8 protein-coding genes, 2 rRNA genes and 1 pseudogene (1 of these 11 cut by a window edge) are annotated in these 12,233 nt (G+C 37.5%); 4 read left to right on the top strand and 7 right to left on the bottom strand.

Annotation, left to right across the window (positions count from 1 at the left end; translation table 11 throughout):
* The 4 genes from THENA_RS05400 to THENA_RS05385 form a co-directional block, all read left to right on the top strand.
* Window positions 1-2,662 (top strand): 23S ribosomal RNA (locus tag THENA_RS05400) (it extends 344 nt beyond the left edge of the window).
* 39 nt (window positions 2,663-2,701) lie between these two features.
* Window positions 2,702-2,806: ribosomal RNA gene (gene rrf, locus THENA_RS05395) — 5S ribosomal RNA — on the top strand.
* Between the two features lie 168 nt (window positions 2,807-2,974).
* Window positions 2,975-3,928, top strand: a complete 954-nt coding sequence (locus THENA_RS05390) for a phosphodiester glycosidase family protein (RefSeq protein ID WP_041438468.1) — start codon at window positions 2,975-2,977, stop codon at window positions 3,926-3,928.
* 10 nt (window positions 3,929-3,938) lie between these two features.
* Window positions 3,939-4,943: a hypothetical protein gene (locus THENA_RS05385; RefSeq protein WP_013756407.1), complete on the top strand. Its 1,005-nt coding sequence runs from the start codon at window positions 3,939-3,941 to the stop codon at window positions 4,941-4,943.
* On the opposite strand, the pseudogene THENA_RS05380 reads toward THENA_RS05385, so the two are convergent.
* The 7 genes and pseudogenes from THENA_RS05380 to cbiM all read right to left on the bottom strand — a co-directional run bounded on the left by THENA_RS05380 (window position 4,924) and on the right by cbiM (window position 12,089).
* Window positions 4,924-5,984 (bottom strand): annotated as a pseudogene (locus tag THENA_RS05380) (SLAC1 family transporter). The gene THENA_RS05385 and the pseudogene THENA_RS05380 overlap by 20 nt on opposite strands.
* A 296-nt stretch (window positions 5,985-6,280) precedes the next feature.
* A complete protein-coding gene (locus THENA_RS05375) occupies window positions 6,281-8,038 on the bottom strand; it encodes an aldehyde ferredoxin oxidoreductase N-terminal domain-containing protein (protein ID WP_013756406.1) in 1,758 nt (585 codons plus the stop codon).
* Window positions 8,031-8,444 carry a 4Fe-4S dicluster domain-containing protein gene (locus THENA_RS05370; RefSeq protein WP_013756405.1) on the bottom strand — a complete coding sequence of 138 codons (414 nt, stop codon included), beginning with the start codon at window positions 8,442-8,444 and terminating at the stop codon, window positions 8,031-8,033. Before THENA_RS05370 ends, THENA_RS05375 begins: the two co-directional genes overlap by 8 nt.
* 18 nt (window positions 8,445-8,462) lie before the next feature.
* A complete protein-coding gene (locus tag THENA_RS09815; RefSeq protein ID WP_013756404.1) occupies window positions 8,463-9,191 on the bottom strand; it encodes a DUF2231 domain-containing protein in 729 nt (242 codons plus the stop codon).
* A 144-nt stretch (window positions 9,192-9,335) separates the two neighbouring features.
* Window positions 9,336-10,142 carry an energy-coupling factor ABC transporter ATP-binding protein gene (locus THENA_RS05360; protein WP_013756403.1) on the bottom strand — a complete coding sequence of 269 codons (807 nt, stop codon included), beginning with the start codon at window positions 10,140-10,142 and terminating at the stop codon, window positions 9,336-9,338.
* The gene (cbiQ, locus tag THENA_RS05355) at window positions 10,129-11,043 is read right to left on the bottom strand and encodes a cobalt ECF transporter T component CbiQ (RefSeq protein WP_013756402.1); all 915 of its coding nucleotides are present in this window, start codon (window positions 11,041-11,043) and stop codon (window positions 10,129-10,131) included. Before cbiQ ends, THENA_RS05360 begins: the two co-directional genes overlap by 14 nt.
* A gap of 17 nt (window positions 11,044-11,060) precedes the next feature.
* Entirely contained in the window at window positions 11,061-12,089 is a 1,029-nt protein-coding gene (gene cbiM, locus THENA_RS05350; RefSeq protein ID WP_013756401.1) for a cobalt transporter CbiM, read from the bottom strand.
* Window positions 12,090-12,233 lie beyond the last annotated feature (144 nt).

Genomic DNA, 12,233 nt, shown 5'->3' with positions numbered 1-12,233 from the left:
TCAGCAAGGAGTTACAAAGACTTGTAGTAGATGAACTTGCCTGGAAAGGTAGGCCAGAGAAGGTGAAAGCCCTGTAATCGAAACTACAAGTCCTCCTGAAGGATTTCCCAAGTACCATGAGGCACGTGAAACCTCGTGGGAATCTGGGTGGACCATCATCCAAGGCTAAATACTCTTCGACGACCGATAGCGCATAGTACCGTGAGGGAAAGGTGAAAAGAACCCCGGAAGGGGAGTGAAATAGAACCTGAAACCGTGTGCTCACAAGCAGTCATAGCTCTAAGATTGGCTTCGGCCAATCGGAGTGGTGGCGTACCTGTTGAAGAATGGGCCGGCGAGTTACGTTCTGTGGCAAGGTTAAGAGGTGAACCCTCGGAGCCGTAGCGAAAGCGAGTCTTAATAGGGCGATTAGTCATTGGACGTAGACGCGAAACCGGGTGACCTATCCATGGCCAGGTTGAAGCGTGACTAACCTCACGCGGAGGACCGAACCAGTTATCGTTGAAAAGATATTGGATGAGCTGTGGATAGAGGTGAAATGCCAATCGAACTCGGTGATAGCTCGTTCTCCCCGAAATTGCTTTAAGGCTAGCCTCAAGTTAACCTTTCCGGGGGTAGAGCACTGTTCGAGCTAGGGGTCCTACCAGACTACCGAACTCTTACAAACTCCGAATACCGGAAAGTCTTGCTTGGGAGTGGGACGGTGGTGGATAAGCTCCATCGTCGAGAGGGAAACAGCCCAGACCATCAGCTAAGGCCCCCAAATGCAGACTAAGTGGGAAAGGAAGTGAATCGGCTAAAACAGCCAGGATGTTGGCTTAGAAGCAGCCATCATTAAAAGAGTGCGTAACAGCTCACTGGTCGAGTCGATTTGCGCCTAAAACTCAACGGGGCTCAAGTCTGCTGCCGAAGCTATGGATTCAATACATATACTGTATTGTCTGGTAGGGGAGCGTTCTTAAAGGGCTGAAGGAGGACTCGTGAGAGCCTCTGGACTTTTAAGAAGTGAGAATGCCGGCATAAGTAACGATAAGGAGAGTGGAAATCTCTCCCGCCGTAAGACCAAGGTTTCCTGGGGAAGGCTCGTCCGCCCAGGGTTAGTCGGGCCTAAGCTGAGGCCGAAAGGCGTAGGCGATGGACATCCGGTTAATATTCCGGAACCATCTCAAGAGCGTTTGTACGATGGGGTGACGCTGCAAGAAAGGTTAGCCAGCGGACGGTTGTGCTGGTACAAGCTCGTAGGCTAAGGGATAGGCAAATCCGTCCCTTATAAAGGCCGAGAAGTGATGTGGAGGGGACACGTTCCCCGAACTAATTGGACAAGCAGCCAAGAAAAACCTCTAAGGAGTTCTTGAGGTGTCCGTACCGCAAACCGACACAGGTGGTCGAGGAGAATATCCTAAGGCGTGCAGGAGCACCCTCGTTAAGGAACTCGGCAAAATAGCCCCGTAACTTCGGAAGAAGGGGTGCCCTTGTAATGTGTAGTGACTTGCTCACGAAGCATGAAGGGGTCGCAGTAAAGAGGCTCGGGCGACTGTTTACCAAAAACATAGGTCTCTGCTAAGCCGTAAGGCGAAGTATAGGGGCTGACACCTGCCCAGTGCCGGAAGGTCAAGGGGAAGAGTTAGCCGCAAGGCGAAGCTCTGAACTTAAGCCCCGGTGAACGGCGGCCGTAACTATAACGGTCCTAAGGTAGCGAAATTCCTTGTCGGGTAAGTTCCGACCCGCACGAAAGGTGTAACGATCCGAGCGCTGTCTCAACGAGGGACCTGGTGAATTTGGGATATCCGTGAAGACACGGATTACTTGCAAAGGGACGGAAAGACCCCATGAAGCTTTACTGTAGTCTGACATTGCGTTTTGATAATTCATGTACAGGATAGGTGGGAGGCTGTGAAGGAAGGGCGCCAGCTCTTCTGGAGCCGTCCTTGGGATACCACCCTTGAATTATTGGGACGCTAACTTGCATCCGTTATCCGGAGCAAGGACAGTGTTTGATGGGCAGTTTGACTGGGGCGGTCGCCTCCCAAAAGGTAACGGAGGCGTCCAAAGGTCACCTCAGCGTGATTGGAAACCACGCGTCGAGTGTAAAGGTATAAGGTGGCTTGACTGTGAGAGAGACATCTCGAGCAGGGACGAAAGTCGGGCTTAGTGATCCGACGGTTCAGCATGGAATGGCCGTCGCTTAACGGATAAAAGTTACTCTGGGGATAACAGGCTTATCTCCCCCAAGAGTCCACATCGACGGGGAGGTTTGGCACCTCGATGTCGGCTCATCGCATCCTGGGGCTGAAGTAGGTCCCAAGGGTTAGGCTGTTCGCCTATTAAAGCGGTACGTGAGCTGGGTTCAGAACGTCGTGAGACAGTTTGGTCCCTATCTTTTGCAAGCGCAAGAAACTTGAGGAGGTCTATCCCTAGTACGAGAGGACCGGGATGGCGGAGCCTCCAGTGCATCGGCTGTGGTGCCAACTGCAAGGTCGAGTAGCTGTGCTCCGTGTGGATAAGCGCTGAAAGCATATAAGCGCGAAGCCCTCTCCAAGATTAGGTTTCTCATCCAGCAATGGAGTAAGACCCCTGGGAGACTACCAGGTTGATAGGCCAGAGGTGTAAGCATGGCAACATGTTCAGCTGACTGGTACTAATAGGTCGAGGACTTGACGGTAACTTTTCCTCTAGAAGAAGAGAGGAGAAATCTTCTTCTCCCGGTGACCATAGCAAAGGTGCCCCACCCGTTCCCATTCCGAACACGGAAGTGAAAGCCTTTAGCGCCGACGATACTATTGGGGAAAATAGGACGTTGCCGGGAGATTTTTTTTGTTAAATTTACTGATTTATTTTTAAGGACATGTTAAGAATTTTAATGAAAAATTAATTTTTGGGATATAATATTACTTCCGAATGTTTTGCTTCTAGTATTTTGAATTTGAATAAAAGTATAAATAATAACTTGATTGTATTTAAACATCGTTTTAATTTGAAAAAGGTTTTATTATATTGTCTTTTTCAAATAGTGCTGGCGTGTGTTGTTATTCCAGCACTTGTTTTTTATGGTCCATTTTCGAATATTAGAGATATGTGGGTTGAGTCCGCAATGACTACGTCAAGTCATCAGTTTCTTGCAACGCTCTTTTTACCCGAGCAAAAAATAAAGAACATTATGGATAAAACAAACTCTATTATTTTTGGAAATTCTAATCCAAATCTTCTTAATTTTGTGAATCATCACGATAATACTATTGAATTATTTGAAGTTAGGAGCAAATATTTTGTTGGCAAAGTTATGTTAATAAAGGATCCAACGAGGGTAAAAGTCGGAGTTTCTAGACTTTTACCAAAAGAAGGGCAAACTGTTAGTCAAATTGCACAAGAAAACAATGCTGTTGCGGCTATTAATGCGGGAGGTTTCCTTGGTCTTGAAAATGGTTCCTGGAGTGCTACCGGAGGCGTTCCTGAAGGGATAATTATTCATGATGGGAAAATTTATTATAGCGACTTTGTCAACGATACTATTAAAAGGGATATTGTTGGCTTTAATTCTGAAGGCAAGCTTATAGTTGGAAAATTTAACTTGAAAGAAATTAAGGAGATGGATATAAGAGAAGCTGTGAGCTTTGGTCCACCTCTTATTGTAAATGGTCAGCCAATGATAAGGAATGGTGATGGTGGTTGGGGAATTGCACCTAGGACCGCAATTGGTCAGAAACCAGATGGAACTGTTATCTTTTTGACTATTGATGGGAGAGCTCTTGAAAGTGTAGGGGCAACTCTGAGAGATGTTCAAGATATTATGTTAAAATATGGCGCTTATAATGCCGCCAACCTCGATGGAGGGTCTTCTACAACAATGTATTATAAAGGTCGAGTTATTAATAATCCTTCTAATCCTCTTGGAGAAAGAACAGTACCAACAGTTTTTATGGTTAAATAAGTAGAATTATATGAAGAAAAAGATTTTAATCTGGTTTGTATTACCCATATTAGTTCAATTTCTTATTTTATTTTATATCAATAACATTTTTCTTACTTCAGGCAATATTGATATTAAAAAGATTAATGAGAATTCAGATTTACCTAAAAAAATTAAGGTTAAATTTGATTATAGTGCAAACGATCTTAGTGCTTCATATGATGGAAAGTATGTTTCCTTTTTGAATGATGGCAAGATTTTTATTTTAAACTCTAAAAATTCTGACTTACAAAAAATTATTGATGTTGATGATGGAATTGTTGAATATTATACTTGGCTTCCGGATAGGGATAGAATATTATATTTCTATAAAAAAAATCTTGGCTATGAATATGAGATTTCATTAGTTGCATATGATTTTAACAATTTCAATTATATGGAAGTCGGAAAAATATATGTTCGAAAAGGTGAAGATGTAAAAAATGTTACACTATCGACTTTAACAAATATGATTTATGTGAATATTGTTAACAGATTTGGTGACAGTATGCTTTATAGGATTGATATAATGGGTCAATTTGTACGTGTTAGTTTGCCTTTTAACAGAATTATACGAATGTCTGAGTTAAGACATAAGGATCAAATTTTTATTCAATCAAGTGATGGAAGAATATATCTTTTTAAAAATATGATTGGAAGTCTATTCTTAAATAGAGGATATGAAATTCTTGGAATTGGTGCTGATGATACTGTTTACATAGGAAAAGTTGATAATGACAATGTAACAAAGGTATTTGTTGGCAAGACAGATGAACCCTTTCACAAATGGAGAGAGATTAATTTGGAAATTCCAGTAAACACAAACTCAATTTTGATTTTCCCGAAGAATAATGAAATTGGATTACTCAGATACAATAACGAAATAAAAATCCTTTCTTCAGGAAAAATAATCTCTCCTGAGGGTAAGTACATTTGCCATAATGAAAACTATATTATATATAAAAACCCCAATGAAGTTATTTTAAAGCTTTATTAGCTGTACTCACTTGTTTTTCATACGTTGGGAAAAGATATTTTCCGCTAAATGTTCCATAAATTGAGCTAATAAAAGTTAATATCCAAAGAAATGCTAAAAGCGCTGCAAGAACTAATGTGTACCAAAATACGTATTCGACTTTACAATATTGATATATGCTATAGCATGACAGCGTATATGCTGCAAGAGGAAATATAAAAGCCCACCAGGATAGTGTGAAAGGTATCTTTCTCTCGCCTTTTAAATATTTTAAGGTTATTAGGGCTACCAGTAAAAACGCCCAAACACCAAAACTCCAAAATATTGCTACCATAAAATTAATTGTTTCCAATCCTGCTGATTCAATTATATTTAGAGATTTTGAAACGTCTGCAATACCGAGCAAACTAAGTGTTCCTACTCCTATTGGACCAAGTATTATCCAGAAGGTAGGCGTTGCAACCGATCCTGGCAATCTATGAACTATAAATCTATTTAGTAGAATGCTGTTTAGAAGGATAAATAAAGAAAGACCAATTCCAAAAAAGATAATATCTGTAAAGTTAATTGCACGTGCATAATCTATGTTTATATTTATATATGATCTTGCTACCATACTTCCCAAAAGAGGAACCACTATTGTTGATACTGGGGGTATATACCATGAAAAATTTATAAATTCTGGTTCTATCTTTTCTTTAACAACCATATTGTAAGTTACAAGAACGCCAAATATCAGACAAAGTATTACGCCATTTAACCACAATATATTGCCTATAAAAACAATACTGTCATGGGTGAAAAAATCTTTACCTATTAAAAAGAAGTTCGTCCCAAGCACTAATCCTCCAACTGGCATCGTTGGGAAGAAGTTCGATGTGATTGGATGACTCAAATCTTCTAATAAATTATTAATGTGCAAAAACCACCTTAATATCCATGGAATTATTAAAATTAAAAACAGAAAAATATTTAAAAAAACAAAAATTGAGCGATTATTTTCAAAAAACCAAAGTGTGCACTCAAAATATATAGAACGTTTACAAAGCCGCCTGTACCCATGACTGAAGCAAACCATGCTGGTGAAAAGTGCTTGATTAGCGAGTTAAAATCATTTTCAGCCATATAGATCCCTCCTTAGCAATTTTGAAATATATTTCATAAATAAATTATAACATAAGAAATAAATAAATTTATAATTTAATTTTAAGTAGTTTGACTGTTTAGAGTAGTAAATTATTTTGTAATTGTTTTTGTTTTTAGGAGGAAATTTAGACAAAAATTAATAACAAAACTTTCCAAAAATTATTAAATAATAATTTTTGGCTTTTATCATTTTAAATGAAATTTTTTAATAATCAACGAAAATCTTTTTCTAATCTCTTTCTAAAATAATCTATTGCTTTGTTCATGTATTCTTCGGAGATTTTTCCGAACGGAGCGGAGGTTTCAAAAATTCTCTTTGGCAGATCTTGAAAATTTGGTAGCCATCCTTCCTGAGTTTTATATGACATCTTTTGTCTATAAATTTCCATGCCTAATTCTTTAAGTTCTTCTTTAGTTAGATCTATGCCTATTGTTTTTAGGCAATTTATTGTATTGTCAAAGTTAAGATATATAGCTCTTGCAAAGAAACAAACTACAAGACTTGACAGAATCTGTCTATTTGCTTCTTCTTCTATTAGATTATCTATTAATTTTTCTGGCCTTGGGTAGTTGCCTTTTAAGCTCTGATCCATGCTATAGCCTGCATTGTCTAAGTGGCTATGCCTTGCTCCTAAAAACCATCCGAGGTGAGCGGCTGGTCCGGTATGATAACCTGGCATTTCATTTTTTCCAAAATTAAGTGCAAAATCTTTACCACCGTAAATTTTTGATGCATAACTTGTGCCTTTTGCAAGTGCTTTGTAAAAATCATTTGGCATTGAAACAATGTTTTCTAAACCTTCAATATATCTTTCCCAGTTTCCAAATGAAAATTTGACTAAAGTTTCTTTCTCAGTGATAAGATTTTTGTTTAACATCTCAGTAGCCCAGGCGAGTGCTACTCCTGATGACATTGCATCAAGACCTAATTTTTCGGTTCTATCCATTAACTTTAAGAAACCCTTAGCATCTTTAATGCCAAGCATGGTTCCAAGTGAATAAATGGGCTCATAATCATAACCGATCATAGATGTTTTATAAAAATATTTTTCTTCTTCATGCGGATCTCTAAATGCTGCTATATGAACACATGCGACCGGACAACCTGTACATGCTATTCTTCTTCCAAGATAATTTTGAGCAAGATTTTCTCCTGAGAGCTCTATTGCACCTTCATAAGAAGTTCTGTTTAAGTTTTCAATAGGAAGTCCTCCAATTTCGTGAAGAGGAAGGACGTTTGCTGCTGTTCCAAGGTCATGATATTTCTTCATAAGACTTGATGTGGTTTCATCTAAAATATTTTTATAGATTCTTAGGTATGCTTTTGGATCAGATAAGTTTATCGTTCTTTTGCCAGCTATCACAATGGCTTTTAAGTTCTTACTTCCAAAAACGGCTCCCAAGCCTAACCTTCCGAAGTGTCTATAAGTTTCAGTATTTAGCGATGCAAAGCTTACAAGATTTTCTCCAGCTCTTCCTATTCTCATTATGCTCCTTTGACCTGAAAATGTCTCTTTTTGCCTGATTATCTTTCCAACAGTTATTGCATCCTTTATTCCCCAAATAGCCCTTGCATCATGAAACCTGACTTCATTGTCAAATATTGAAAGGTAAACTGGTATGTCTGATTTTCCCTTAATAACTATTGCACCATAGCCTGCCATCATAATACTTACTGCACTTCTGCCGCCTGCATGACTTTCTCCTAAGTTGCCAGTTAAAGGTGATTTGAAAATAGCAATAGTTTTGGATGCAAGAGGATAAAGAGAAGTAATAGGTCCAACTGCAAATATTACGGTATTATCAGGACTAAATGGATCTACATTTTTTGGGCACTCTTCCTTTAGTATTTGAATTCCTACACCAGTTCCTCCAAGCCACTTCTCGAATAAATCAGGTCTAGATTTTATGGTAAAGCTTTTTTTTGAAAGGTCTATATAAAGAACGCGACTAAATTTGTCTTCAAACATCTCTTTTCCCCCATTCTTTGTTAAAGTATAGTACGTGATGAGGGCAGTTCATGGCACAAAAACCGCAATAGGTACATATATTAGGTTTATTTGTTTCACTGTCCCAGAATACTGCATTTACTGTACACGCTTCAACACAATTTTTGCAACCTATGCATTTTTCTGAGATAAGATTTACACCTCCATCTTTTCTTACTTCGAGAGCATTGGTGGGACATACTGCTGCACAGGGTGGGTCAAAGCAAGCTCTACAAACCAAAACAGTAAATCCTTTTTCCATTCCACCTGAAGAATGTACTGCAATCTTTGATTTGGCGAGTCCTGCAAATCCTTGCCTTCTAACACAAGCAAGCATACATATTTCGCATCCTACGCAGCGATCTGGATCTTTTATTTCTATTCTCAATAGATTTAACCTCCTTAACTACTTCTTTAATTTTTTAGTAGGAAAAGCCAGTTCTCCTCCGTTGTATCCAATAACTGCCGTAAGAGGGGTAAGGAGCAATATTAAAATGAGGTAAATATATGTTAAATCCTGAACGTTGCTGTGTATTGAAGAAAAAACAGTAGGAGTTTTTACTCTAATATACAACAAGGTTAGTGCATCAAGATCAACTAGAATAGTGAATAATATTTTAAGTTTTATATGTATAGATAATTTTAATCTATAGTTTAGCCACCAGGTAAATAGTCCTGTTAATATTGCAGGTATACTGAATATTAGTCCTGCTACAAAAAGATAGAATGAAGTGACCTCAAAGGATTTATAGCCAAAAATTAAAAAAAGTAATGCAAAAATGCTCGAACCCATCATATATGCAAGCGGTAAATGAACTGAAATTGGGTGTGGATGCCTTTTTAAAGTTGGATGTGCTTCTAAAATGTTGTTTAGCCAATTTGGAATCCTTTCATCTTGAGGAGTTTCTTTATATATTCCTATAGTGTTTAATCTTTCTAGCATGCTTTCATTGTGCGGGGCATTGGAAATTTCGGCCGTAAGGTCCTTGCCTGAATTATGAATATTCATATGAGTTCCTGTCTTCCAGAGTTTACTATTTGTAGCATCATATACTTTACCTTTGTAAGCAATATATACTTTGTTTTCATCTCTTCCGTTAAATCTTTTAAGAGACTTTTCGTCGAACTCTTTCATATTTTCACCCCACACTTAAATATAATATGGTTTTATTATAACCTAAGAAAATGTTAATATTACTTGATCAAGTTATATTGGTTTAAATTGATTTTAAAGCTAAGTGATATTAATTAGGGCAAAATTTTAGAGTGTTATTAAATTTTATTCGTGTGAGTGAAAATGCAAATGATCCCCTGTATGAACATGTTTATGAAAGTGCTCATCGATCAAATTTACTTTTATAAGCAATTCTTTATTGTCCAAAATTTCTTCTGGAGTTCCTGATGCAACAATTTTGTGATCTTCAGAAAAAACATAAACCTTATCAGCTAATTCATAAACAAGGTCAAGATTGTGGGTAGATATAACTATAGTTTTATTTTGCTTGTGGAATTCTTTAATTAGATTTATTAAATGTCTTTGAGTCCTGGGATCTAAGCCGTTTGTGGGTTCATCTAATAACAAAACTTCAGGTTCAATAGAAAGTATAGATGCTATTGCTTCTTTTTTCTTTTCGCCGCCGCTTAATCTGAAAGGGGGTCTATCTTTAAGATGTTTTAGTTCTAAATTTTCTAAAATTTTTTCTACTCTTTCTTTAACTGTAACTTTATCCAATCCTAACTGTAATGGTCCATAGGCTACTTCATCCCATACTGTTGGATTAAAAAGTTGGACATCTGATTCCTGAAATAAAAAGCCAATTTTTTTCCTAAAAGAATAGAAAAAATCCTCGTTGGAAAAGGCTTCTTCAGTTATTAGATTGTCAAAGGCATAAAATTCTCCTTCTTGAGGGAATATTAAAGCGTCTAAAATTTTCAAAAGTGTGGATTTACCACACCCGTTTGCTCCTAAAAGAATTGATAAATCTCCTTTTTTTATTTCTAAATTAATCTTTGAAAGGGCTATTTCATTACTTGGATATCTAAAGCTTACATCTTTTAGTTTAAAAACAATATTATTTCCAGACAAATAAGTGATCTCCTCCTATAAAAAATAAACAAACTATTATTATAAAGATTAACCAAAGCCAGTCAAATAGCTTCATTTTGAACTCTGTTAATACTAGGGCTTTTCCATTATAACCCCTTGAGGTCATGGCTAAGTAAACTTCATTGCTCATAAAATAAGATTTTCCAAGAAGTATTGACATTGAGTTAGACAAAAATTGCCTTTGTTCGCCTGTGGTAGTGTGCCCTACAGTTCGGCTTTTCTTTGCAACAAACATATCAACCGTAGTTTGTAGAAGAAGATAAATATACCTGTGTGCCATTTCTAAAATTGTTATAAACATAGTAGGCACGCCTATCTTACTTAGTGCCTTTAGAAGTAAAGACCATTTGGTTGTTAGGGTTAACAACAAACTTACTGAAACACATATTCCAACTCTTAGCACTAAAACAATAGCAGTAAAAACGCCTTGTTTTGTTATAGATATTGTTTGTGGAATTTGCCAGAAAAGAAATTGAATGGAATGTGGCAAATAAAATAAAACTAATAAAGGTTCACCTGGCAAAATTGGACTAAAAATACTTGGTATTACCATTATTACAGTAAAAAGTGGGACAATTAACCAAACTCTTTTTAAAAAAGATCTAACAGGAACTAATGATACTTTTGCAAGCCAGATTATCCATAAATTAAAAAATAATAGAATCAAGGGTTGATGAATAAAATTAGCAGTAATTATTAAAAGAAGTGATGATAGTATGTTTATCCTTGGGTCAAGATTTTGCAAAAGGCCATGCCGGGAAGCTATTTTCCCGGCAATAAATTCTTCTTTCATAACGTTGTTTAATTCATTGATTGTTTTTTCTAAAAAACTGCTTTTGGTAGATTTTGATGAGTTAGACTTAAAACTTTTTGAGCACATACAACCACCACTTTAATTTATTTTGTTTCATGAGCCTCTTCATCTTTACCTTTTAAAATTTTTCCAAATAAGTACGTGATAAAACTTATAAGAATTATACCAACTATTGCTGCAGTAATGTATCCTATTGCAGATTGGAAGAAGCTTTGGTCGAAACCAGGAATGCCGTAATCTTGCATGAGCGCATGCCACTTATCAGACATTTGCTCAAGGCCTTCGGGTACAAACCCGAGTTTGTCTTTTAGTTCATCTGCTCCCCATTCCCCCCATGCGCTACCGGATGCAAGGAGTCCAAGCGGAGTAAGTATTGCAACTATTGCCATGCCTATCCAAAGTTTTGCATAGTTAAAAGCTTTTGATGGAGCTTTAACTTTTTCTATGCTGAGCATTTCAGGATTACTTACCTGTAAATATTTAATGGCAAGTGCAGTTATCACTCCTTCGACAGGTCCAGCTACAGTTAAGTGAGCAAATGCCATTGCTGGTACGGCAAGACTTAAGGGATATGGACAGTATTGTGGAACACCAGCGGCTGTATGGAATAATAGAGGTTGCAATCCTAATTCTATTCCTGCACATATTGCCGCAAGAACTATACCAATATAACCTCCAATGAATCCTGCAATGTATCTACGTGCACTGGTTATTTCTGAATTTGTCGTTAATAATTTGTAAATAAAATAGGAGCTAAATGGCAAAACAAAAGCCATATTAAAGCAGTTTGCACCAAAAGCTAGTATACCCCCGTCACCAAAAAGAAGTGCTTGGATTGCTAAAGCAATTGTTATACATAGCGTTGCAGCCCACGGGCCAAATATTATTGCTAGAAGCGAGCCTCCAACTGCATGTGCAGTAGTGCCATCTGGAATTGGAACGTTGTACATCATTATTACAAATGAGAAAGCTGCACCAAGCGCCATCAACGGCACATATTTTTTATTGATGGTATTTTGGACCTTTTTTACCGATGTCCACCAAACAGGAAGCATAACAGCTCCCATTACCGCGCACGTTTGCGGACTAAGATAACCATCTGGAATGTGCATTTAACTCCTCCCTTTCTGTTTAATTTTAATGGATCTGTAATCTACATAGTTACAAATATTTCTAATTTTTTCACCCCCTTTACACATATTGAATATGTTAAAAAACAAAAGCCATGAAAGCTAACCCTTTCTGGGGTTAAGAGC

This window comes from Thermodesulfobium narugense DSM 14796, assembly GCF_000212395.1.
GTDB lineage: Bacteria > Thermodesulfobiota > Thermodesulfobiia > Thermodesulfobiales > Thermodesulfobiaceae > Thermodesulfobium > Thermodesulfobium narugense.
Note: the sequence above shows the minus strand (reverse complement) of the source record. Positions and strands in the feature narration are given on the sequence as shown.